27 protein-coding genes are annotated in these 21,621 nt (G+C 35.9%); 1 reads left to right on the top strand and 26 read right to left on the bottom strand.

Features of this window, described 5'->3' with window-relative positions; translation table 11 throughout:
• Positions 1–333: 333 nt before the first annotated feature.
• The 26 genes from C7D53_RS06170 to tpx all read right to left on the bottom strand — a co-directional run bounded on the left by C7D53_RS06170 (position 334) and on the right by tpx (position 18,957).
• Complete coding sequence (locus C7D53_RS06170) at positions 334–978, bottom strand: lipase family protein (protein ID WP_162926099.1); 645 nt, start codon at positions 976–978, stop codon at positions 334–336.
• Between the two features lie 146 nt (positions 979–1,124).
• Entirely contained in the window at positions 1,125–1,382 is a 258-nt protein-coding gene (locus C7D53_RS06165; RefSeq protein WP_106915477.1) for a hypothetical protein, read from the bottom strand.
• A gap of 91 nt (positions 1,383–1,473) precedes the next feature.
• Positions 1,474–1,806 (bottom strand): hypothetical protein, encoded by a 333-nt coding sequence (locus C7D53_RS06160; protein WP_106915476.1) that lies wholly within the window; start codon positions 1,804–1,806, stop codon positions 1,474–1,476.
• An 11-nt stretch (positions 1,807–1,817) separates the two neighbouring features.
• Positions 1,818–2,372 carry an RNA polymerase sigma factor gene (locus C7D53_RS06155; protein ID WP_185126679.1) on the bottom strand — a complete coding sequence of 185 codons (555 nt, stop codon included), beginning with the start codon at positions 2,370–2,372 and terminating at the stop codon, positions 1,818–1,820.
• A gap of 249 nt (positions 2,373–2,621) precedes the next feature.
• Positions 2,622–4,631 (bottom strand): S9 family peptidase, encoded by a 2,010-nt coding sequence (locus C7D53_RS06150; RefSeq protein ID WP_106915474.1) that lies wholly within the window; start codon positions 4,629–4,631, stop codon positions 2,622–2,624.
• Between the two features lie 166 nt (positions 4,632–4,797).
• Positions 4,798–5,256 (bottom strand): DoxX family protein, encoded by a 459-nt coding sequence (locus C7D53_RS06145; protein ID WP_106915473.1) that lies wholly within the window; start codon positions 5,254–5,256, stop codon positions 4,798–4,800.
• Positions 5,257–5,288: 32 nt separating this feature from the next.
• Positions 5,289–5,741 carry an SRPBCC family protein gene (locus C7D53_RS06140; protein ID WP_106915472.1) on the bottom strand — a complete coding sequence of 151 codons (453 nt, stop codon included), beginning with the start codon at positions 5,739–5,741 and terminating at the stop codon, positions 5,289–5,291.
• A 61-nt stretch (positions 5,742–5,802) separates the two neighbouring features.
• On the bottom strand, positions 5,803–6,231 hold the full coding sequence (locus C7D53_RS06135; RefSeq protein WP_106915471.1) for an SRPBCC family protein: 429 nt from the start codon (positions 6,229–6,231) through the stop codon (positions 5,803–5,805).
• Positions 6,232–6,287: 56 nt separating this feature from the next.
• Positions 6,288–7,121, bottom strand: a complete 834-nt coding sequence (locus C7D53_RS06130; protein WP_106915470.1) for an SDR family oxidoreductase — start codon at positions 7,119–7,121, stop codon at positions 6,288–6,290.
• A gap of 45 nt (positions 7,122–7,166) precedes the next feature.
• Positions 7,167–8,033 (bottom strand): VOC family protein, encoded by an 867-nt coding sequence (locus C7D53_RS06125; protein WP_106915469.1) that lies wholly within the window; start codon positions 8,031–8,033, stop codon positions 7,167–7,169.
• Between the two features lie 267 nt (positions 8,034–8,300).
• A complete protein-coding gene (locus C7D53_RS06120; RefSeq protein ID WP_162926098.1) occupies positions 8,301–8,558 on the bottom strand; it encodes a helix-hairpin-helix domain-containing protein in 258 nt (85 codons plus the stop codon).
• 17 nt (positions 8,559–8,575) lie between these two features.
• Positions 8,576–8,989, bottom strand: a complete 414-nt coding sequence (locus C7D53_RS06115) for an SRPBCC family protein (RefSeq protein WP_106915468.1) — start codon at positions 8,987–8,989, stop codon at positions 8,576–8,578.
• A gap of 85 nt (positions 8,990–9,074) precedes the next feature.
• A complete protein-coding gene (locus C7D53_RS06110; RefSeq protein WP_106915467.1) occupies positions 9,075–9,506 on the bottom strand; it encodes a VOC family protein in 432 nt (143 codons plus the stop codon).
• Positions 9,507–9,595: 89 nt separating this feature from the next.
• Positions 9,596–10,372 carry an alpha/beta fold hydrolase gene (locus C7D53_RS06105; protein WP_106915466.1) on the bottom strand — a complete coding sequence of 259 codons (777 nt, stop codon included), beginning with the start codon at positions 10,370–10,372 and terminating at the stop codon, positions 9,596–9,598.
• Between the two features lie 3 nt (positions 10,373–10,375).
• On the bottom strand, positions 10,376–10,900 hold the full coding sequence (locus tag C7D53_RS06100) for a hypothetical protein (protein WP_106915465.1): 525 nt from the start codon (positions 10,898–10,900) through the stop codon (positions 10,376–10,378).
• A gap of 115 nt (positions 10,901–11,015) precedes the next feature.
• The gene (locus C7D53_RS06095; RefSeq protein WP_106915464.1) at positions 11,016–11,477 is read right to left on the bottom strand and encodes a hypothetical protein; all 462 of its coding nucleotides are present in this window, start codon (positions 11,475–11,477) and stop codon (positions 11,016–11,018) included.
• A gap of 29 nt (positions 11,478–11,506) precedes the next feature.
• The gene (locus C7D53_RS06090; RefSeq protein WP_106915463.1) at positions 11,507–11,917 is read right to left on the bottom strand and encodes a VOC family protein; all 411 of its coding nucleotides are present in this window, start codon (positions 11,915–11,917) and stop codon (positions 11,507–11,509) included.
• Positions 11,918–11,994: 77 nt separating this feature from the next.
• Entirely contained in the window at positions 11,995–12,585 is a 591-nt protein-coding gene (locus C7D53_RS06085; RefSeq protein WP_106915462.1) for a Crp/Fnr family transcriptional regulator, read from the bottom strand.
• A gap of 271 nt (positions 12,586–12,856) precedes the next feature.
• Complete coding sequence (locus C7D53_RS06080; protein WP_106915461.1) at positions 12,857–14,068, bottom strand: DUF763 domain-containing protein; 1,212 nt, start codon at positions 14,066–14,068, stop codon at positions 12,857–12,859.
• Between the two features lie 83 nt (positions 14,069–14,151).
• Positions 14,152–15,282 (bottom strand): FAD-dependent oxidoreductase, encoded by a 1,131-nt coding sequence (locus tag C7D53_RS06075; protein ID WP_106915460.1) that lies wholly within the window; start codon positions 15,280–15,282, stop codon positions 14,152–14,154.
• A 48-nt stretch (positions 15,283–15,330) separates the two neighbouring features.
• Positions 15,331–16,164, bottom strand: a complete 834-nt coding sequence (locus tag C7D53_RS06070; RefSeq protein ID WP_106915459.1) for a helix-turn-helix domain-containing protein — start codon at positions 16,162–16,164, stop codon at positions 15,331–15,333.
• Positions 16,165–16,183: 19 nt separating this feature from the next.
• Positions 16,184–16,588 carry a glyoxalase superfamily protein gene (locus C7D53_RS06065; RefSeq protein ID WP_106915458.1) on the bottom strand — a complete coding sequence of 135 codons (405 nt, stop codon included), beginning with the start codon at positions 16,586–16,588 and terminating at the stop codon, positions 16,184–16,186.
• A gap of 12 nt (positions 16,589–16,600) precedes the next feature.
• The gene (locus tag C7D53_RS06060; protein ID WP_106915457.1) at positions 16,601–16,948 is read right to left on the bottom strand and encodes a VOC family protein; all 348 of its coding nucleotides are present in this window, start codon (positions 16,946–16,948) and stop codon (positions 16,601–16,603) included.
• Between the two features lie 87 nt (positions 16,949–17,035).
• Positions 17,036–17,725 (bottom strand): alpha/beta hydrolase, encoded by a 690-nt coding sequence (locus C7D53_RS06055; protein ID WP_106915456.1) that lies wholly within the window; start codon positions 17,723–17,725, stop codon positions 17,036–17,038.
• A gap of 67 nt (positions 17,726–17,792) precedes the next feature.
• The gene (locus tag C7D53_RS06050; protein ID WP_106915455.1) at positions 17,793–18,368 is read right to left on the bottom strand and encodes a Crp/Fnr family transcriptional regulator; all 576 of its coding nucleotides are present in this window, start codon (positions 18,366–18,368) and stop codon (positions 17,793–17,795) included.
• 85 nt (positions 18,369–18,453) lie between these two features.
• Complete coding sequence (gene tpx / locus C7D53_RS06045; RefSeq protein ID WP_106915454.1) at positions 18,454–18,957, bottom strand: thiol peroxidase; 504 nt, start codon at positions 18,955–18,957, stop codon at positions 18,454–18,456.
• Positions 18,958–19,328: 371 nt separating this feature from the next.
• Here tpx and C7D53_RS06040 point away from each other — a divergent pair, with 371 nt between their 5' ends.
• Positions 19,329–21,548 (top strand): NADP-dependent isocitrate dehydrogenase, encoded by a 2,220-nt coding sequence (locus C7D53_RS06040; RefSeq protein ID WP_106915453.1) that lies wholly within the window; start codon positions 19,329–19,331, stop codon positions 21,546–21,548.
• Positions 21,549–21,621 lie beyond the last annotated feature (73 nt).

The following is a 21,621-nucleotide window of genomic DNA, read 5'->3' as shown; positions in this document are numbered from 1 at the left end:
GATTTATTTTTCTTTGTGTTTGATATTTACAGTAAAAATTTTCTGGGAAAAGAGGAATAAAGAGTGGCTATGAGTTACGGTAAAATCCCCAATATAGTTGATAAACTCCCGATTGGAAAACGCAAAGACGCTAAAAGTTTTATATGGTCATTACTTTTAAGGCACGAGGATTTTATCTCCGATAAAATTTCAACGATAGCTTTTTCATTTCTAGTATGGCAAGAAATCTAAACCTAGTATTAAAATAATATTCCGCAGATTTTGCAGATGACAGAGATGATTATGTATCACTATAATCTGTGAGAAAGTAGAATCTATTCAGGAAATAAGGGGCTATTTACGATAAATCCAATCATTCACCGGAGCAATCCAATCATTGAGATCTTTAAAAAGAAACCCATGACCCAATCCCGTGCTAAGCTCTATTTCTTTAAAATCTTTAATCCCGGATCTGATAAACCGTTGTTCCTTCGATAACGGAACATGTCCTTCATCCAATTTCTCCGTAATGGAAAGAATCCTTCCATACAATCTGAAATTTTTATCTTTTTCCAAAGAATCATCTTTAAAGGTAGCCCCGATAAATACAAATTTCAATTGCGCATTCTTCTCATAAAAAGATACATACTGTGCAATATAGCCTCCCTGAGAAGTCCCCACTACTGTTATTCTTTCGGCAGGAATGCCTTTTTCCATAAGACTGTCAATCTGGTTCCTGATTTTCTCTGCATAAACCAATGGGTCCGTATTGGCTTTTCTTTTCTCAGAAATAACAATGGTATTCTGATTTTTTAGTTTGCGGAGTATTTTTTCGTATTCTGCCACACCATATTTTGGATGTTTTTCTTCAAAAGAATGGTCTTCCAGAAATTTATTATGTAAAAAGAAAATGTATTGTTTTTGTTGGGAGTTTTGAGCCAATAAGACCATCGAAAAAAATAACAGTCCTGCCACAGCCATGTTCTTGAAATTCATCATACCTGGAAATAGCTTTTAATGATAATAAAGAAACAAATTTAGTATTTAAAAGTGTTTTCAACACCTTTCTAAATAAAAAAATTCCGGCGCGGGAAGCAGAGCTTCCCGCGCCGGAATTAAACAATTTCAATTTAGTCTTTTACGAATTATGCTTCGCAGGTATTATCCTTTCTGCAGCATTTTGAAGCAAATTCTTTCTTGAATTTTCCTTTCAATGCCTCATACTCTTCATTATCCATTTCTCTGATCTTGTCAGCTAATCCAAATGGAGATTTTTCCTTGATTCCGTATTCATCAAAAATCCCCTTGATAAATCTTTTTCTTTGTATTGCTTTTTTAGCGATTAAAGCTACGCCCACAACGGCTAATGCTCCAAGAGCACCTTTTAATGCTGAATTTTTCATTTTTTCAAAATTTTAAATTTTACTACTTCTTGTTTTTTATATAGACGAATGAATTTTAATTTTACTTTACTACTTCTTTAAAATTTTCAAATTATTCGTTGTTTCTATTGAAGAATCCTCCGGAGCATTTATTTTTCCATACTTCCTTGAATTTTTCTTTTTCTTCAGGCGACCATCCCGCCATGCTCTGTCTCATTTTTCTTTCCTTGAAGTCTCTCATTCCTTTTCCAAAATGAAAACCTCCGAAAAGTATCTTACTTAAGATCAGTATTCCCATCGACTGCCAGAATGTAATGGCTTTTACTCCTAAAATTTCCGGAAGCAGACAATTCCATAGCATCATTACAATCCATGTAACGGCTAATAAAATTAATGGCGGACATAAGAATAAAAAAATCCAGCCTTTCTTGTGTTTATGATTCATAATTTCTTTTTCTAACTTTTTAAATCTTCGTATAGTCTTCTCAACCTGTTTCTCAAATGCTTCACAGCATAGTTTTTTCTACTGATGATGGTTTTGATGTTTTCTCCGTGTTCATCAGCGATCTCCTGGAGGGTTTTGTCGTTTAGTTCATTTTCTACATAAACAAGTCTTTGTTTCTCAGGAAGTTCATCCAGTGCTTCAAACAGTTTTTTCCAGATCTCATCCTGAAACATTTTCACTTCAGGACCTGCGCTATCATCCATCAATAAAATATCCTTGATGGAAAAACTTCCGTCTTCATCTTCATAAACAAAATCTTCAAGATTTTCTGTTTTCTTTTTACGATAACGGTCCGTAATTTTATTCGCGGTGACCCTGTAAAGCCAGCCTCCCACATTCACAATCTCGGAAAGATTGGTAATGCTGCTGAACTGATACCACACTTCCTGCAGAATATCTTCCGCATCCTCTGTGTTTTTCACTTTGGGACGAATATAGGACATCAGCTTTCCTCCGTAGTTGGAAACGGTCTGCGAGATGATGCTTTCTTTCTCTTTCTGTGGCATTGTTATTTTTTCGACAACCTCCATATTGCTATGACGACTGTCTTCTTGGTTTTACTTTAATAAATTTATAATATTTTTCTTAGAATTCAATTTTCCTTTTATCCATCGGCTTTCTATTTAATAAAATATATTTGTAGTCTTTACAGACTTAGGCTTCTTCTTATTTTTAGACATCTACTTTCAATCATAATAAAAAAGAAACGGAAGACCTGATATCTTCCGTTTCCCATCATTATAAAAATTTTAAACTTACTTGGCCTTATTGAAATTCTCTGCAAAGAATCCTAACATCGATTTATAAAATTCGATTCTGTTGGGCTCTTTTCCGAACCCGTGTCCCTCATCATATTTTACCATATAAGGTACTTCAAATCCTTTGGCGCGCATTGCTTTCACAATTTGATCAGACTCATTGATATTTACTCTAGGATCGTTCGCTCCCTGAACTACAAACAATGGTTTTTTAATCTTATCAATCTGGAAAACCGGTGATACTTCCTTGGCAATTTTAGCTTCTTCAGGGTTATCTAAATCATACCAGATTTGTTTTACCATTTCCTTGTAAGGTTTCCAGTATTCCGGGAATGATTCAAAGAATGTAAAGATGTTGGATACTCCTACATAATCTACTCCACAAGCATATAAATCTGGTGTTTTGATCAATCCCATCAAGGTAGCATAACCTCCATGACTTCCTCCGTAGATTGCGATTTTATCTTTATCTATCCATCCCTGGCTGATCGCATATTTTATTCCATCTTCCACATCATCCATTGCTTTTCTTCCAATCTGCTTATACCCTGCTTTTTGGAATTCTTTTCCATAGCCTCCTGAGATTCTAAAGTTCACCTGAAGTGTAGCATAACCTCTGCTTGCAAACAGCTGGCTTTCCGGATTGAACCCCCAATCATCTCTGATTCCCTGCGGGCCACCATGTGGATTCACAATTAAAGGGACTTTTTTGCCTTCCAATGCAGCTTTTGGCAGGGTTATATAACCACGAATAGTAAGGCCATCTCTACTTTTGAATTCGATAGGTCTCATTTCTGCCATATCTTCTTCTTTTAACTGTGGCATTAGGTTATAAAGAAGCTTTGTTTGCTTAGTTTTTGTATCATACTCGTAGTAAGTTCCATACAGCTTATCGCTGCCAACCACCACAAGAAGTTTATTATTATTGTCATCTGAAGAAACGATAGCAAATTCTTTATCTCCAAATTGAGATTTTAGCTTATCATCAATTTCTTTATAGAATTTACTTACCGGAACGGTTTCTCCTTTTACACCGTTATAACTAACGTAATCCAATTCATAATTTCTGTTCTTACCGGAAACGCTTATTGAACTTACGTCATATACCGGATTGGAGTAAACCTCTTTAATTACTGCATTTTTCTTTAGATCATATAAAACAATCTTTGCTTTATCACCATCAAGATTAGTAACTACATAAGCCTCGTCTTTGTTTTTTGAATTATCATTAAATCTGATAATACTGAATGTATCAGACCAATCGGTAGATTTAATCAGATTAAATTTCCCTGTTTGCAGATCTTTATAATAGGTCTTTGTTGTTAATCCGTTTTCAAGAATGGTATATCCTCTTAAATTTCCGTCTTTATCAAAAATATAGTCGTCAATAGGGCTATTGGCATCTTTATTTTCATATAATTGGGTTATTTCTCCGGTTACAAAGTTAACTTTATAGGGTTCAAAGATTTGCTTATTGTTCTTATTCATTGTAACTACAACGAAGTCTGTATCTTTTATGGGAATAATTGAACCTAGTGTAATTCCGTCAAACGGGGTTAAATCCTTAAGATTACCACCATCCGTATCAGCTGCATAAAGGTGTATATTTTCATTACCTCCTTTGTCCTGTGTATAGAATAAACGGTTTTTATTCAGCCACCCATAGGCTTTTATCAAATCGTCTTTTTCCACAATGGCTTTGGTAACTTTTCCTGTACTTAGTTCTTTAACATAGACATGATTTTTACTGTCTTTGTCTTTTTCTTTATAGGAAAGGAATTTACCATCCGGTGATATTTTAAATTGGGAAGCCTTTGGTCTTGCAAAGTAATCTTCAACTTTATACTTGAAATTTCCTTTATCATAGGAAACAAGTTTTTCAAGATTAGCTTTGGTAGACGGAAGCGTAGGATCTCCCGGAAGTTTGGATGCAGAACTCTGCGCATTAATCATAATAGCAGAAAGTACAATATAAGCTGTACCGAAAATTTTGGAATTTAGATTCATAACTTATGTTTTAAAGTTAAAACTATTCATTTAATCTTTTAATTGAAAAAAATTAAATCTTTTATATATAAGACAACCTAAACCTCAAAACGTTACATGATTTTATCAATATTTTCTAAAAAAATCAAATAAATAAAAAAAGACAGCTCTAAAAGCTGCCTTATATCTAATGTAAATAAATTCCAAAATACCAGGTCCAGACTATTAAAATAATCTGCATGGGAATCCTTTGAACGTAAAGATAATGCATCCCGGGTCCTGTATAGTCTGCCTTAAAAATATTAATCTTCTTTTTGGACGAATTGATATTAGCAACAAAAACCAATACATAAAAAACAATTAATAATATTGCCGTTATTTCCCGAATAGAAGGAATCATTAAGCCTATTCCGGCAGCAATTTCTAAAATTCCGGTACAATACACCCAAAACATTTTGCCGGGAATATATTCCGGAATCATCATGGCCATTCCTTTTTGAAACTTAAAATGTGAGAAACCTGTAAATATGATGAATACCGCCATACCAAGGTTTCCTGAGAATAAAAAGTCAGGTTTCCCCTGAAACAAGGTGGTTCCAAGCAAAGCCAATATAAATGTACCGAATAGGATTACTAATAATTTCATAGGTATTACATTCAAATAATAAGAAATCTAATTTATACTGAAGTAAGATTAACTCCCTCAGCCAGGCTTTTCACAACTATCAACCCTTTTGTAAAACCTGTATTCATATGGTCACGCCATTGTTTTTCAACCTGAACCTCCGTATGAAGTTTTGTTTTTCCCTCATAGTCGATTAGAAAATATTTTTCAAAGCACCCGTTCCACTCCATTACTTCTTTGCTTTGGGTATCTTCTATTCCATTTTCTATCATTCCCAGATGTTTAAAAACAATCTGGTTAGGCTCATCCAGACTGTCTATGGTAGAGACCATTCCATCGCCTTTATCATTGAGAAAGTAAGTCTTACCACCCACTTTCCAATCAGATTTCATAATTCCTGAGCCAAAATACTGCGTCCATACACTATATGTTTCAGTACTCCAGAGGATGTCCCAGACTTTTTGCAGGGGAGCATCAATTATTGTTTCATAAGATAGGGTTTCCATATTTTAAAATTTAAAAATTGATTACAATATTCCCCAATCCACCTTACTTACTTTTAGCTAATTAAAGCTGATTTTCCGAAAGATGCTTAATAATCATCTGAGCTTTGGGGAATTTTTCTTCAAAAAATGCTTTAAATTCTTCCGGAGAGTGAATTTCTGTTCTCAATAAGGTTCCGTTTTCATTTTCTATCAGGAAGTAGGTTTCTGTAGCATCTCCCCAATTCTGTGGAACCTCAATTCCATCATAAATTTCACCCAGATGCAGAAATTTTATTTCCTCATTAGGTATAATTTTTTCAATTCTGCTATACATCCCATTATGTTTGGGATCAAAAAACTTAATGATATTATTCTCTTCGAGAGTTCCCTCATAAAACGAACCTTCTGTAAAAGCAGTGGCCCATTGTCTGTAGGTGATATCTCCCCAGAGAACACTCCATACTTTTTCAGGTTCTGCATTGATCTCTATTTCATATGATAATATCTCCATAGGTGTAAATTTTGATTTTAATTTTGATTTAATAATAAATGATAACTCGCCGAAGTCTACCCACCGACAAAATCACCACCATTGATATGAATAACTTCTCCCGTAATATAACTGGCATCTTTAGAGGCAAGAAAAACATAAGCAGGAGCCACTTCAGACGGCTGACCTGCGCGCTTCAGTGGAGTATCTTTCCCAAATGTTGAAAGATCATTGAAGGCTTCTTTTACAAGCGGGGTCCAAATAGGTCCGGGAGCAATTCCGTTGACCAAAATATTCTTTTCCGCAAGATTATCTGCCAATGATCGGATAAAGGATAAAACAGCTCCTTTTGTAGCAGCATAATCAATCAGATGATTACTTCCCCGATAGGCTGTAACAGATGTGGTACAGATAATTCGTCCTCCTTTTCCCATCATGGGAAGAAAGTTTCTGGTGAACGATATCATAGAAATGATATTGGTATCAAATGTATCCTGAACCTGCTCATCCGAAATTTTTTCCAGACTGTTTTTTGAGGTATGAATACCTGCATTATTAACAAGAATATCAAGGTTCTTCCATACTGATTTGATCTTTTCTGCACATTTATTTCTAAATGCTTTCTTTGTAAGATCTCCTTTAATTAAAAGACATTTTTGACCTTCTTTTTCAACAAGCTTCCTGGTTTCTTTGGCATCGTTATCACTTTCCTTATAGATAATGGCTAGATCTGCCCCTTCTCTTGCAAAATGAACCGCAACTGCCTGCCCTATCCCACTATCTCCTCCTGAAATAACCGCTTTTTTGCCTTGCAGTTTTCTGCTTCCCTGATAGTCATCCCGAATGATCTCCGGAAATTGCCCATCCTTGGGAACTTTTGACTTAGATTTTGATTTGTTCTGTGTCTTCATAAGCAAACCTTTTTCTAAATAGCATCAAACAGTAAGCCGAAGTTTTTAGGAATTGTAGGCGTCTTCCAAATCCTGAATAATTATTCTCTGCATTTTCATCATGGCCTGCACTACATTATAAGCTTTTTCGTGATTGGGGTCATTCATTAATTGGATGAGTCTTTTAGGGACAATCTGCCAGCTTACTCCATATTTATCTTTCAACCATCCACACATACTTTCTCTTCCTCCGTTTGCCGTTAAGGTATTCCAATAATGGTCGGTTTGCTTCTGGTCATCGGTCATTACAACCAGTGAGATTCCCTCATTAAAGTCAAATTGATGATCGTAGGAATTATCCATACAGAATAAAGTATAGTTGTCAATTATAAAATTGGCATGCTGAACATTTTCTGCTGGTTCTGTAATGGGATGTCCTTCACTTCCATCCCCATATTTTAAGATATTTCCAATGCTTGAATTTGGGAAAGTCTGGGTATAAAGTTCCATTGCTTCTTTGGCCTTACCGTTGTTTTGGTGAATGAACATCATGGTAGGAACTATCTTTTGATCACCAGATTTTTCTCCCAGGAATAATTGCCACGTCACCCCATATTGATCCTGAACCCATCCGTATTTTTTGCTCCAAGAATAAGAGCCCAGCTCCATCAGTGCCGTCCCTCCTTTCATCAACTGATCCCAATATTTTTGAACCTCATCTTCTGTATCGCAGATTACCATGAAAGAAATGGAAGCGTTCTTTTTAAATTGTGGACCTCCATTCAATAGCATTATTCTTTGCCCGAACAGATCAATGTTCATCACAACCGGAGTGTCTGCTGTAATCTCTCCTCCAAAGACTTTACAGTAAAATTCTGCAGATTGTTTGGCATCACCATCATACCAGAGACATGGGAAAATATCTTTATTCATAATCTTAAATTTTAAAATTGGCTTTATATAGTTTAATTATTTTTTCATTGATTGATAGGTTCAGCAGACCCATATTGATGATAAATCTGCGTAATCCGTAAAAACTGCGTACAAGAATAGAAATTGTATCGCAGATAAACCTATACATGTTGGAAGTATTCATATTTTTTTATGAAAACATTAAGCAAGAAAAATCTTATGCCTTTGCCCTTAAAGAAATACTTTTCTTTATTTACAATGACACGATAAAAAATTTGACTTTACTTTTTACGCTTCTTTTAAAAAAAAATGATTCTCCTTCATATGGTCTTTTAATCTCATCATTGCGTTTTTTCCAAAACCATGAAGCTGCAGAAGTTCTTTTTCAGAATAATCTGACAGTTTTTCCAAAGAATCTATTTTTTCTTTTTTCAAGGCTTTTCTTGCCGGGATTGCAATTACACCATGAAGAAAATCCTCTTGGGGATCATAGTTTATAGCATAAATGGAATTCAAACTCTTTGACATGATAACTAAATTGATCATGGCTACAAAAAATATTTTTAGTGATTCTCTACATATTTATGGAAATTATTAAGAATAGCATACCAGCCATCTCTTTGCATTTCCACAGAATTTTGTTTTTCGGGATCGAAAACTTCAATAACCTTTGTTGTATTTTCATCTATTTTATCAAAGATCACCTCAACTTTTCGTCCATCCTCCATATGATATTTAATTTTCTCATGAGGAACAATTTCGTCGTATACTCCTTCAAAGTCAAACGCGAAGCTTTTATCTTTGGCTTCCATCCTGTTTTTGAATTTGCCTCCTACTTTCAGATCATTCTCTGAGCTGGGACACTGCCAGGTTTCATGGGCAAAGTTCCATTTTGTAATATGCTTAGGTTCATTGAAATAATTCCATACTTTCTCAACAGGAGCTAAAATTGTAATGTCTATTTTAATTGGATCCATTGTTTTACTTTTTAGTGATTTGAATAAAAGAGCTGCCCACAACAGGCACCTCTTTTATCGTTAGTTAAATATAGTAAATATAAGGTTATTTTGTATACTCTTCATTATAATTCACCATCCAATGAACACCATATTTATCCTGAAAGCTGCCAAAATAGTCACCCCAAAACTGATCTTCAAGGGGCATTTCTACATTTCCGCCCTCAGAAAGTCCTTTAAAAATTCTTTCCGCATCGGTTCTTGAGTCAGGAAAAATAGAAACATAATTGTTATTTCCTACCGTCAGCGTTTGTCCAAAGCCCGGAACAATGTCCGAAGCCATTAAAAGGTCATTTCCTATAGGTAATGCAATATGCATTACTCTGTTCTTTTCCTCGTCTGATAGATTTTCAGTGCCGGGAGCATTTCCCATTTTATGAACTTCTCCTACGAACTCGCCTCCAAAAACAGATTTGTAAAAATTGAAAGCTTCTTCAGCTGTTCCATCGAAATTTAGGTACGGATTTAATTTTGCCATGATTTTAATTTTAAATGTTATTATTTATTTGAAAATAGGTGACAAGGATTATTTATTCATCATATCAATGTCTGTAGTTTATTACGATTTTAATTGGTTAAAAAATGTTCTACTTCTTTCACCGTAAAGTTGATTAAGTTTTCATTGATGCTTTCATCAAAGTCGGCCATCATATACGTTCCATGAGTTGCAGGAAGTATCATTAACCTGGAATCTTTCACTAACCGCCCCATTGCTACCGTATGCTCCGGCTTCATTACATCTTTATCTCCACAAATGAACAATACAGGTGATTGTATGGATGTAAGGACTTCATCTTCCCAGTCTTCAAAGGTTTGCATCCTTTTGCAATCCTTATCAAAAAGGTTTTCAAGTTTTGAAAAATCAGGATTGAGATTTAAAAAATTTATTTTAAATGGTTCAGGCATTGATTCAAAGGTGGCTTCCTGCATAGCCTCAAAGAAACCATCCATCATGCCTTCTTTTTTATAAAATGCGGATGCAACAACCAATTTTTCTACACTATTGGGATGACGGTGAGCGATCTGCATCACAGTGTTTCCACCATTGCTGAATCCCCAAAACGAGGCTTTATGGACGTTTATTTCTGCTAAAAGTGCAGCAACATCATCTGCATCCTGTTCAAATGTTTCGGAAATATCGCGATGCCCACTTCGTCCATGATTTTGAAGATCAATTCCAATAAGCTGAAACTTATCTTTCAGCCTTGTAATGACTTCTTTAAAATCATACAAAATAGAAGAACCACCACCATGAATAAGCACTAATGGTTTTCCAGCTCCATAGATCTCATAATACAGCTGTATTCCATGAACGCTTTTATACCCTTTTTCTACTGGATCCATAGATTAATAATTAAGATTTTCATCCACATCATACTTCATTCCCGGATAGTTTAAGATTCTACGCATTAATCCTATCTGTCCGCAGAGATAGTCTTCACGCCCAATGCACATGCCTGCAAAATTGAGCTTTGTTTCTTTTATAAAAGGAATGTTCATTCCTATTTCAAAGATCTCATCCAGTTCTTCATCAGTTACTTCCCATAATTTCTGATATACTTTTGGAGAAATCTCATGAAAATTCTTCTTCAGATCTGCCAGACTAGGATATTGAATGTTTTCATCCAATGCTTTACCCTGAAAGAAAAGATCGTTATTAGGATCCTGTTCCTGCAGTCCAAGCACCCAGCCCAAGCCATAGCGCATATTCACAAAGTTTCCTGCCATCCATACAATGTGGTTGGTTTTGTTTTCAATTCTTTTCAAGCCATCTTCTTCCGAAATACCATCCAAAACATTCATAAAGCCTTGGGTATGCATTCTGTAAGCCGGAATGATGAGTTCTATTTTTTTTGATTTTGGGGTGTCCATTTTATTATTTTTTAAAGATTTAAAATTAGATATTGCAAAATGTAAAGGCACAGGATCTAATTTCTTATAAAACTTACTGTCTTATTCTGTTGTAGGTTTCACGGATTTAATAATATCATCTTATTGCTCCGGGCCTTCCAAGAATTCTTCGGAGATACCCCAGCTGCCCGCCATGATAAATCTCGTGGAGACAAAGGGTTGAAATATCTTTAATATTTTCTTCCTTAAAGCTTTCAAGGTTGTTCAGTTTTGTGTCCAACTTATCTTGTGATTGTTGGAGATAGGATTTGAGTTCATCAAAATTTATAAACTCTGCTTTTCTGTCCCAGGCAATTTCTCCTCTATTGTAAAATGAGAATTTTTCACTGTCCCAAACGGACTCTTCTCCCAAGATATTTAATAAGCTGTTTCTGATGTAGATTAAATGTCCCAGAATCCAGTTCATGCAATTGGCTTCATCATTAGGGAAAATCATTGATTCTTCATGGCTAATTCCCTCTGTATTTAAAGAAATTATTTTGAGGCTGCTGAATATTTGGTTTTTCACCAATTCGATCTCATTTGAAGCTGTTTCCATATTTCTAATGTGATGTTTAGGTTGATCTATTATTCTGTAGGAATCTGAGAAGCATCTGCATGCATTACTTCCCACTGATGGCCGTCAATATCTGCAAAAGCGCTTTGGTACATCCATCCATGATCCATGGATTCACTATATTTTGAGCCTCCGTTTTCAATAGCGGTCTTCACAATCTGATCTACTTCTTCACGGCTGTCTACTCCAATGGCAAGAAGAACCTGTGTGGTATCTCCTTTAGCATAAGGTCTGTTGGTAAAGGTTTGGAAAAATTCTTCTTTCAGAAACATGGTGTAGATATAATCTTCTTTCATTACTACACATATTGCTTTATCATCTGAAAACTGCTCATTAATGGAAAACCCAAGCTTTGTCCAGAATTCTCTGGTTTTTTGTACGTCCTTTATGGGTAAATTGACATAGATTTGGTTGACTTTCATTTTTGTAATTTTTGGTGTTAAACTTTAAACCAAAATTACCAAGGTGCAATGAAAATCTACTTGCCATAGGGCAAGATTTAAATTTTCTTGGGATGTGAGACCAATTCTTTACGTATTCTGCTCAGGGAAGTATCTGTAACTCCCAGATATGAGGCTATCTGCTTCAATGGGGCAAACTGTATTACTCTGGACTTTTGTTCCAGCAGATTCAGGTATCTTTTGGTAGCGGAAAGGGTAAACATTTCTACGGACCGCTGTTTGTAAGCAAAGAGTTCCTTGGACATCCATGATCTGCCCCATTCCCTTAGATTTGGAATTTTATGGAATAGTTCCTGAAAGGTATCATAATCCAGCTTCCAGCATTCGCAATCTGTAATGCAGACAATGTTTTCTTGAGAGGGAATTCTTTGAAACATAGATAAAACCTCAATAATCACTTCGTTTTCCACAAAAAAGTGAGTGGTAACCTCATTTCCATTGAAATCATTAACAAATGAGCGAGCCAATCCGCTATCCAGAATATAGTATTCATTGGCTGTTTTTCCTTCTTCAAGAATAAATTCACCTTTTTGAAACGATGTCTTTTCATGTGCCTTGAATATTTCCTCAAGTTCTTCCTGAAAGAAAAATGGGAAATCATAGCATATTTCTAAGGATTTATTAGTCATCAGCTTGTTTTTTTAAGACTTTAAAAATAGAATTTTTAATTGAATGAAGATAATAAATATTAAACAAAATAATTTTACTCTTCTTTTAAACCACATACTGTGCTGAAAATAAAATATTTTTATAAATCAAAATAATTAAACAGATGTTTTGTTTTTTGTAAAAGTATCGTAACCGTTAAATTTGAATTATCCTTTAAGATTCGTGATTTGCCATGCTCCCAGAGAAAGGGAATAATTATAGGCCTTTTTTATTTTATTGAAAATATTATCACTAAAACAAGGATAGCTGAATGCCATTGGAAGAATTAGGTTTCTTCGCATCTCCGAATACCGTCTTACCTCCAAAACGCCATGAGTTCTGTCTTTCGTCCTCAATAACTTCCTGAATATCGAAATCTGGAGTAAAATCTTTCTCGGCTGTGGTTATTATTTGATGAAGCTTATTTAAAGTATTCAGTTTATCAGAATTCCCAAGTTTAGATTTTTCTATTCCCTTTCTTAGGATACTAATACTTTCATCATAGGTATTAATTGGAACCGGAAAAGGATGACCATCCTTGCCCCCATGAGCAAAGGAAAACCTTGCCGGATCAGCAAATCTTGCCGGCCCGCCATGAATTACTTCACTCACCAAAGCCAATGATTGCATTGTTCTTGGACCTACTCCCTCCAACATCAACAGATCCTCAAAGTTCTGAGGCTGTTGTTCACGGGTAACATATAAAAGGGCCCCCAGCCGTTTAAGATCAACATCTGAAGCCCGAACATCATGATGAGCAGGAAGAATAAGCCTTGAAAAGTCTTTCATGACATCTACAGAGTCTGTATGAGAGATATCCAAAATTCCTTTTCGATTTTCTGAGGCTTCCGAATCGGTAAGGTTTAAAATATGTCCTCTGGAAATCCCACTGATTCCTGTGTGGGGTTCTTCTACAAATGAAGTTATGTTTTCAGAATGCCAGTGATATCTTCTTGCAGTTCCATCAGACTCATGCATTCCCTGCTGAATAACACTCCAGTTTCCGTTATCTGACAAAACAAAATTATGCAAATACAATTGATAGCCATCCTGAATAGCTGTATTATCCACCTTGGCAGAAAGCTTACTGGCTCTTACCAATTCGGTACCGTTGAGACCTGTCTTTTCAGCAATCTGAATAAGCTCTGACGGGGTTTCTCTGGAGAATTTTCCTTTTCCACCACAAATGTAGAGCCCCAGTGATTGCGAGTTGGGATTGATGGAACGCTTCAAGGCTCCCATAACAGAGGTGGTAATTCCTGAAGAATGCCAGTCCATCCCCATTACGGCTCCAAAACTCTGAAACCAAAACGGATCAGCTAATCGGCGCAATACCTCATCTTTACCATAATCCATGAGAATTACTTCAATAATAGAGAGTCCCAGAACAGACATACGCTCATACAGCCACGGCGGTACTTTGCCATAGTGAAGAGGTAAATCTGCTGTTCCTGAACGTTTCATTCTATTTTTAAAGTGTAAAGGTAGGTTTTATTCATCTTACTGTTTAATGATCCGGATCATTAATTATGTTATTGCTTCAGGAACTATTGAATGAGGCTTGTAAAAGAAAAACTGACATCACGCATTTCCATTTCATTTTTACCGGATTCAAGTTGTGCTTCTTTAGCATAGATCAGCATTTTTTGTTCGTAAGCATGAATGGCTTCCCATAGGGTTGGATATTTTCCTTCTGTTAAATTTTCTGATAAAATTAAAGCATCCATCAATCCGGTATTGACTCCTTGTCCTGCAAAAGGAGGCATAAGATGAGCAGCGTCTCCAATAAGTGTTACAGGTAGTGGGCGATTATTTTTCCAGGGGTGATCTAATGGAATTTTTCTTGTTGGTAATCCTACAAAAAAGGAAGTTGATGAAAATAGCTGTTGATAAATTTCATTCCATGAAGAGAATCTTTCGGAAAGAAACTGACGGATCTGTTCTGTATTGTTAAAGTCCAGTGTACAGCCATCTTTCCACTCTTCAGGTTTTTTGAATATAACCCCATAAGTCAAGGAACCGTTATTATAAGGGTTGGCTACCAATAAATTTCCCTCATAAGCTGCCATTGGTCTTTTCCCGTCACACCATTCGAAGAATTCGGGACATATGTTCTCAGGATGCGGAATATCTCCCTGAATAATAAAAGTTCCGGTTTCTTCCACTTCAGCATCAGTCACATATTTTCTTACCTTGGACATTCCTCCGTTGGCACCAATAACCAGATCCGCTGTTACATCGGGCTTGTCTTTGAAGTGAAGCAGCCATTTCCCGTCACTTTCTTCCATTTCGGTAAAATTCATATCCCAAACAACGGTATTATCATCCAGACTATTCAGCAATATTTCTCTTAAATGATTTCTGTTGATTTCAGGATTGTCATGTTGATTTTCAGGTGTAATATTTTTTGTAAACAATATATTCCCTTGTTCATCAGCAATATTGATCCCCATTGGTAATGCTATAGCGTAATATTGGTCAAGCAATCCTGCTTTTTTCATGGCTTTCTGCCCTGATTCCTGATGAAGATCCAATGTACCGCCCCAAACTCTTGTCTGTGCGTCCCTGTCTCTTTCATAGACCCTTACTTCAATTCCTTTTTGCTGTAATAAAAGAGCCATTGTTAAGCCAACCGGGCCTGCTCCAATGATGGCTATTTTTTTATGATTCAGTACCATAATTTTGTAATGTATTATTGTACTACAAAATTCCGGAATGCAATTGTATCATGCTTGTACAAATGCGACAAAATCATTGCTTAGGGTTTGTTTTCTTTTTTTGGCTTCCCTCGCAAAAACAGCGGGTGTAGTACCGCTATATCTTTTAAACTCTCTGCTCAAATGAGATTGGTCTGTATATCCAAATTCCTGTGCAAGGGCAGCAATAGAAGTCTCGGGAGCATGCCACAAACGGTTTCTTATCTGTTCAAAACGCATAATTCCGGATACATCTTTCACAGTGTGTCCGGAAGACTGTTTAAATTTTCTTTCTAACGTTCGGGCTGTTGTGTGAGCAGAATCAGCCACTTGATTTACAGGAATAGCACCATAATTTTTTCTCATAGCTGCTCCTGCTTTGAAAAGGAGACTATCTACAGTAATCTGTTCGTGTAATTTTATAAAGTATTGCTCTACCAAAGAAATAGCTTCCTCAATTTGCCCTTGGGTAATAAGATGATGCAATGCAGGGTGAAGCTGCACCACAGGGTGTTCAAATATATGAGTACCGTTTTCAGTTTTTTCTGAGGGAAGCTCCAGAAGATCAAAAACCGCCCAAGGGAAACATCTGATCCCGATAATTTCCAGTTGGTTCTGAGCATGAAAAATAGCAGGCTGATTAAGCAGTCCCATGATAAACGGAGAAGGTAAAGTCTGTAGTATTCCCTGATGAGAAATACTACATCCATTTCCAAAATGAAAGATAATTTCAACATAACCATCCGGAAGTACTGTAAATACGGATGATTCCTTTCCATAATCTCTTCTGTTATACCAAAAGCATTTTATGGTATCCCGAAGTTCTTCCGGAGCTTCAAATTCCTGATGTATATTGCAGAGCATAGTATATATATGAGCAGAATCAACCCTGTGAGTCTAGTTCCAGGTCTTTATGCTTTGCTTCCTCAAACTTTTCATTGAAAATAATTTTATTTCCAAAAGGATCATTTACAGTGAAAGAAACTGCGTCATAAAATGTTTTTTCAAATCCAGGACGGTTGTATTTGTAGTTTTTACCAATAAGCTCTTTATGGTATTCTACAACCCCCTCTCCCCATATAAAGATACTGCTTCCGGGGCTTGCATCACCATGATGCTCACTCAGGTGAAAAACCATGTTCTCTTTTTTCACCTCAATGTAAACGGGAAAATTTTCTTCAAACCGGTGTTCCCAAACGATTTCAAATCCTAACCAGTCAACATAAAATTCAAGTGCTTTCTGATAATCAAAAATTCTGAGTACAGGAATAATCTGTTCTGCTTTCATGCGATGATGTATTTATAAATGAGAAAGAATATTAATTAATTTTCCAAACGGATCTTTTACAAAAAACCGGCGAACGCCCCAATCTTCTTTGGTGATTTCATAAGTGATTTCGAAGCCTGCATTTTTCATTTTATCATAGAGTTCATCTACATTATCCACTTCAATGGAAAGATCAGGAACTTCCGTATCATTTCCCCCCTGTTCTGCAAAACTGATTTGAATTTTGGCTTCTTCATTGTTTCCTAAGGTTTTGATCCAGCCATGATCCATCAAAACATCCAGTTCCAGAATGTCCTGATAAAATTGATTTGCTTTGGAAAGATCATCCGTTTTAATATTAGCTACAATTCTTTTTACCATTTTGCACTTGTTTTTCCATTAAAAAAGGTCTTGTGAAATTACATAAAATTTCACAAGACCTAATAAATTATTGTACTGTATATTGTATTAAATTGAAGCAGCAGCTTCTAAAATCAACTGAGTAACTTCTTCAGGATGTGATGCCAATGAAGCATGTCCTGCCTCTAAAGAGATTATTTTCTTAGGCTCAAGACGTTCTGCCATTTCTTTTTCTGTTTCCGCAGGAATCATACGGTCCTGCAATGATATTTGATACCAACTTGGGCGTATTTTCCAGGCAGGTTCACCCGCTACATCTCCAAAACACTGTCCGTGAATAGGTTTTTGGGATAGTGACATCACCAATGCTTTTTCATCATCTAAATCCTGGCAGAAAGCAGATTTAAATTCATCATATTTAATCCATAAAAAACCTTTGTTATCAGGATAAATACTTGCTCCACCAGGTGACTCACGTCTTCCTAAAAGAGCTCCCAAACTGTCTCCTGCATCAGGTGCAAAGGCTGCAATATAAACCAATCCTGCAACTTTTTCATGATGTCCTGCTCCTGAGATAACGGCACCTCCATAAGAATGCCCTACTAAAAGCACTTTCCCATCTTGGGCATCAATAAGATCCTTAGTCTTATTAATATCGTCCTGTAGTGAAGTTAATGGGTTCTGAACACTTCTTACTTTATATCCTGCTTTAGTAAGTGAAGGAATAACGTATTGCCAGTGTGATCCGTCTCCCCATGCTCCGTGAACCAAAATAATGGTTAAATCTTTTTGTTCCATAATGATTGTGTTAAAATTTGATAATGATAAAGCTACGGTTAAAAATATCAGCGGACGTTAACTTAAGTTAATTAACAATCCGGCTTCTTATACGGCTGAGTGACTGCTCTGTTACACCAAGGTAACTGGCAATATGTTTCTGGGCTATTTTCTGAAAAAGAAGAGGTTGTTGTTTTAAAAGATTTAGATATCTGTTTTCCGGAGACAGGCATAATAGATCATCAATTCTTTTTTTTGCATCCAGATAAATTTTTTCACTCATCACTCTTCCGAATTGCTGCCAGTAGGCTTCTTTTTTATATAAAGCCTGCAGATGGTCTTTGCTTAGCAGCAAAATTTCACAGTTTTCAAGAGCCTGAATATTCATGTTGGAGACGGTATCACAAAGGATGCTTTCATAATCGGTAAAAAATTCATTTTCAAAATAGAATCCGAAGTTGATTTCGCGCCCCTGATCATTGATATAGAAAGATCTGATGGTTCCTTTTTTGATAAATCCCAGATATTTGCATTTTTCTCCCTGTTTCAGAAAGAAATCAGATTTTAAAAGTTTTGTGTCATGAAGCAATGCATAAAATTCTTCGAAATGATCTGAGTCAACCTGGAAAAGTTCTCCATATTTCTTATAATTGTCTGACATCATTTGGTGTTATTTAATTAGGTTTTATTTTCAAAAAAAGCCTTGCAAAAATTGAATTCACAAGGCTTTTTTACAAAAATTATTTTTATTATTGATTCAATGCTGTAAGCGCTGCATCATAGTTAGGCTCATTTGCAATTTCTGAAACCTGTTCTGTATAAATTACTTTATTGTTTTCGTCTGTAACAATTACGGCACGGCTTAGTAAACCTTTTAAAGGAGAATCTGTGATTACCACTTCATAATCATCCCCAAAGCTGCTTCTGAAATCAGAAAGCGTCTCTACATTGTTCAATCCTTCTGCTGCACAAAATCTTCCTAATGCAAACGGAAGGTCTTTGGAAACATTAATAACCACTGTATTATTCAGTTTTGAAGCTTCTTCATTAAACTTTCTGCTGGAAGCGGCACAAGTTGGCGTATCGATACTTGGGAAGATATTGAATACTTTTTTCTTTCCTGCAAAAGTATCAAGAGTCTTTACGTTTAGCCCAGAATCTACTAAGGCAAAATCTTTAACTTTAGCTCCTATTGATGGTAATGATCCTATTGTGTGTACTTCGTTTCCTTTTAAAGTGATTGTCGTTGACATAATATTTATTTTTTTAGTTTTTCAAATGTAATCAAAAATAGATTTTTTTTCTGTGTAATTAAGGTTAAATTAATCTTAAAGTGAAAATTAAAAGTCTTCCACCTGGCAATCGGTTTTTCAGACAAAACCCTTTAGCTACAGTACTGAAAAACCAATATCTATGTGATAAAAAATCCTAGTATCTAAAAATTGTAGAATTATTTAAAAAATAAATGTCAATATGTCTGTAGCTTATTCAATTATACCGATATAAACCAATATGAAATATAAAGAGGTAAAAGCCTCTTTTTTTTATGTAAAAACTCCAAATAAAACAATCATATTTAGTAAATTTGTGGGACTTAAAATTTCAAATAACAAATAACAGTATAATGTCAGAAAAATCAAAAATTTACTACACGTTAACGGATGAAGCACCAATGCTGGCTACACACTCGTTTTTACCTATTGTAAAAGCTTTCACTAAATCAGCAAATATTGAGATCGCTGTTCCGGATATTTCTTTGGCAGGAAGAATTTTAGCTAACTTTCCTGAGTTTTTAAAGGATGACCAAAAAATTGGTGATGCTTTAGCAGAATTAGGAGAATTGGCAACTAAGCCTGAAGCTAATATCATCAAATTACCAAATATTTCTGCTTCTGTTCCTCAGCTTGACGCTGCTATCGCTGAACTACAGGCTAAAGGTTTCGCAGTTCCAAATTACCCTGCAGAGCCTAAAAATGACGAAGAAAAAGCAATTAAGGCTAAATATGCAAAGGTTTTGGGTAGTGCTGTAAACCCTGTACTAAGAGAGGGAAATTCTGACAGACGTGCTCCAAAAGCTGTTAAAAATTATGCTAAAACAAACCCTCACAGAATGGGTAATTGGGCATCTGACAGCAAAACTGACGTAGCTCACATGAACAATGGTGATTTCTACGGAACAGAGAATTCTACTACATTAGAAAATGCTACAAAATACAAAATCGTATTCAAAGGGAATGACGGTGCTGAAACTTTACTAAAGGACTTCGCAGGTCTTCAGGCTGGTGAAGTAATTGATTCTTCTGTAATGAACCTGAATGCATTAAAAGTATTCGTTCAGGAAGCTATCGAGGAAGCTAAGAAAAGAAATGTACTTCTTTCTGCTCACCTTAAGGCTACGATGATGAAGATCTCTGATCCAATCATTTTCGGAGCTATTGTAGAAACTTTCTTCAAGGAGGTATTTACTAAATATGCTGAGACTTTCAAATCTTTAGATATCAATCCTAATAATGGTCTTGCTGATCTTTTTGAAAAAATCAAAGGAAATGCTCAGGAGGCTGACATCAAGGCTGACATTGAAAAAGCTCTTGCTGACGGACCTAGAGTGGCAATGGTAAATTCTGACAAAGGAATTACTAACTTCCACGTGCCTTCTGACATCATTGTAGACGCATCTATGGCTGCCCTTGTAAGAGGTGGAGGTAAAATGTGGAACAAGGAAGGAAATGAAGAAGACACTGTTTGTATCATCCCAGATCGTTCTTATGCAGGTTTCTACCAGTCTGTAATTGATGATATGAAAGCGCACGGAAAATTAGATCCAACTACAATAGGATCTGTTCCAAACGTTGGATTAATGGCTCAAAAAGCTGAGGAATATGGTTCTCACGACAAGACTTTCCAATTATCTGCTGACGGAACTGTAGAAGTTCAGGATGAAGCTGGAAATGTTCTTCTTTCTCAAAAAGTAGAAAAGAATGACATCTTCAGAATGTGTCAAACTAAGGATGCTCCTATTCAGGACTGGGTAAAACTGGCTGTAAACAGATCAAGACTTTCCGATACTCCTGCTATCTTCTGGTTAGACAAAGGTAGAGCTCACGACAGAGAGATCATCAAAAAAGTAGAAAAATATCTTGCTGACCACGATACAACAGGTCTAGACATCAGAATTCTTGATGTAAAAGATGCAATGACTGAAACTTTAAAAAGAGCAAGAGAAGGTAAGGATACAATTTCTGTTTCAGGAAACGTATTGAGAGATTACTTAACTGACCTTTTCCCAATCCTTGAACTTGGTACTTCTGCAAAAATGCTTTCTATTGTTCCATTAATGAACGGTGGTGGTTTATTTGAAACAGGTGCCGGAGGTTCTGCTCCAAAACACGTTGAGCAATTCCTTGAAGAAGGATACCTAAGATGGGATTCTCTAGGTGAGTTCTTGGCGTTACAGGCTTCTTTAGAGCATTTAGCTCAAACTCAAGGAAATACAAAATCTCAGGTTTTAGCTGATGCATTGGATGAAGCTAATGCTAAGTTCTTGGCAACCGATAAGTCTCCTGCAAGAAAAGTAGGTCAGATTGATAACAGAGGTTCTCACTTCTATTTAGCAATGTATTGGGCTGAGGCTTTGGCTAACCAAACTGCTGATGCTGAATTGGCTGCTCAGTTTGCTCCGGTTGCACAAGCAATGAAAGAAAACGAAGAAGTGATTAATGCAGAATTAATTGGTGCTCAGGGTAAACCTCAAAACATTGATGGTTACTACAAGACTGATACTTATAAAACGTATTCAGCAATGAGACCAAGTACTGTTTTAAATGAAATTGTTGACGGAATTTAATTTCTGATACTCATATACATAAAAAGCTCCTTTTTTAAGGAGCTTTTTTATTTTAAAAATAAAGCATCAAACT

This window comes from Chryseobacterium aurantiacum (genome assembly GCF_003020585.1).
Classification (GTDB): domain Bacteria; phylum Bacteroidota; class Bacteroidia; order Flavobacteriales; family Weeksellaceae; genus Chryseobacterium; species Chryseobacterium aurantiacum.
This window is presented reverse-complemented; position numbering and strand designations above follow the sequence as displayed.

What these genes read in the sequence shown, in the direction of transcription:
- C7D53_RS06170 (WP_162926099.1), bottom strand. Translation starts at nt 978, where the DNA reads ATGATGAATTTCAAGAACATGGCTGTGGCAGGACTGTTATTTTTTTCG.
- C7D53_RS06165 (WP_106915477.1), bottom strand. Translation starts at nt 1,382, where the DNA reads ATGAAAAATTCAGCATTAAAAGGTGCTCTTGGAGCATTAGCCGTTGTG.
- C7D53_RS06160 (WP_106915476.1), bottom strand. Translation starts at nt 1,806, where the DNA reads ATGAATCATAAACACAAGAAAGGCTGGATTTTTTTATTCTTATGTCCG.
- C7D53_RS06155 (WP_185126679.1), bottom strand. Translation starts at nt 2,372, where the DNA reads ATGCCACAGAAAGAGAAAGAAAGCATCATCTCGCAGACCGTTTCCAAC.
- C7D53_RS06150 (WP_106915474.1), bottom strand. Translation starts at nt 4,631, where the DNA reads ATGAATCTAAATTCCAAAATTTTCGGTACAGCTTATATTGTACTTTCT.
- C7D53_RS06145 (WP_106915473.1), bottom strand. Translation starts at nt 5,256, where the DNA reads ATGAAATTATTAGTAATCCTATTCGGTACATTTATATTGGCTTTGCTT.
- C7D53_RS06140 (WP_106915472.1), bottom strand. Translation starts at nt 5,741, where the DNA reads ATGGAAACCCTATCTTATGAAACAATAATTGATGCTCCCCTGCAAAAA.
- C7D53_RS06135 (WP_106915471.1), bottom strand. Translation starts at nt 6,231, where the DNA reads ATGGAGATATTATCATATGAAATAGAGATCAATGCAGAACCTGAAAAA.
- C7D53_RS06130 (WP_106915470.1), bottom strand. Translation starts at nt 7,121, where the DNA reads ATGAAGACACAGAACAAATCAAAATCTAAGTCAAAAGTTCCCAAGGAT.
- C7D53_RS06125 (WP_106915469.1), bottom strand. Translation starts at nt 8,033, where the DNA reads ATGAATAAAGATATTTTCCCATGTCTCTGGTATGATGGTGATGCCAAA.
- C7D53_RS06120 (WP_162926098.1), bottom strand. Translation starts at nt 8,558, where the DNA reads ATGATCAATTTAGTTATCATGTCAAAGAGTTTGAATTCCATTTATGCT.
- C7D53_RS06115 (WP_106915468.1), bottom strand. Translation starts at nt 8,989, where the DNA reads ATGGATCCAATTAAAATAGACATTACAATTTTAGCTCCTGTTGAGAAA.
- C7D53_RS06110 (WP_106915467.1), bottom strand. Translation starts at nt 9,506, where the DNA reads ATGGCAAAATTAAATCCGTACCTAAATTTCGATGGAACAGCTGAAGAA.
- C7D53_RS06105 (WP_106915466.1), bottom strand. Translation starts at nt 10,372, where the DNA reads ATGGATCCAGTAGAAAAAGGGTATAAAAGCGTTCATGGAATACAGCTG.
- C7D53_RS06100 (WP_106915465.1), bottom strand. Translation starts at nt 10,900, where the DNA reads ATGGACACCCCAAAATCAAAAAAAATAGAACTCATCATTCCGGCTTAC.
- C7D53_RS06095 (WP_106915464.1), bottom strand. Translation starts at nt 11,477, where the DNA reads ATGGAAACAGCTTCAAATGAGATCGAATTGGTGAAAAACCAAATATTC.
- C7D53_RS06090 (WP_106915463.1), bottom strand. Translation starts at nt 11,917, where the DNA reads ATGAAAGTCAACCAAATCTATGTCAATTTACCCATAAAGGACGTACAA.
- C7D53_RS06085 (WP_106915462.1), bottom strand. Translation starts at nt 12,585, where the DNA reads ATGACTAATAAATCCTTAGAAATATGCTATGATTTCCCATTTTTCTTT.
- C7D53_RS06080 (WP_106915461.1), bottom strand. Translation starts at nt 14,068, where the DNA reads ATGAAACGTTCAGGAACAGCAGATTTACCTCTTCACTATGGCAAAGTA.
- C7D53_RS06075 (WP_106915460.1), bottom strand. Translation starts at nt 15,282, where the DNA reads ATGGTACTGAATCATAAAAAAATAGCCATCATTGGAGCAGGCCCGGTT.
- C7D53_RS06070 (WP_106915459.1), bottom strand. Translation starts at nt 16,164, where the DNA reads ATGCTCTGCAATATACATCAGGAATTTGAAGCTCCGGAAGAACTTCGG.
- C7D53_RS06065 (WP_106915458.1), bottom strand. Translation starts at nt 16,588, where the DNA reads ATGAAAGCAGAACAGATTATTCCTGTACTCAGAATTTTTGATTATCAG.
- C7D53_RS06060 (WP_106915457.1), bottom strand. Translation starts at nt 16,948, where the DNA reads ATGGTAAAAAGAATTGTAGCTAATATTAAAACGGATGATCTTTCCAAA.
- C7D53_RS06055 (WP_106915456.1), bottom strand. Translation starts at nt 17,725, where the DNA reads ATGGAACAAAAAGATTTAACCATTATTTTGGTTCACGGAGCATGGGGA.
- C7D53_RS06050 (WP_106915455.1), bottom strand. Translation starts at nt 18,368, where the DNA reads ATGATGTCAGACAATTATAAGAAATATGGAGAACTTTTCCAGGTTGAC.
- tpx (WP_106915454.1), bottom strand. Translation starts at nt 18,957, where the DNA reads ATGTCAACGACAATCACTTTAAAAGGAAACGAAGTACACACAATAGGA.
- C7D53_RS06040 (WP_106915453.1), top strand. Translation starts at nt 19,329, where the DNA reads ATGTCAGAAAAATCAAAAATTTACTACACGTTAACGGATGAAGCACCA.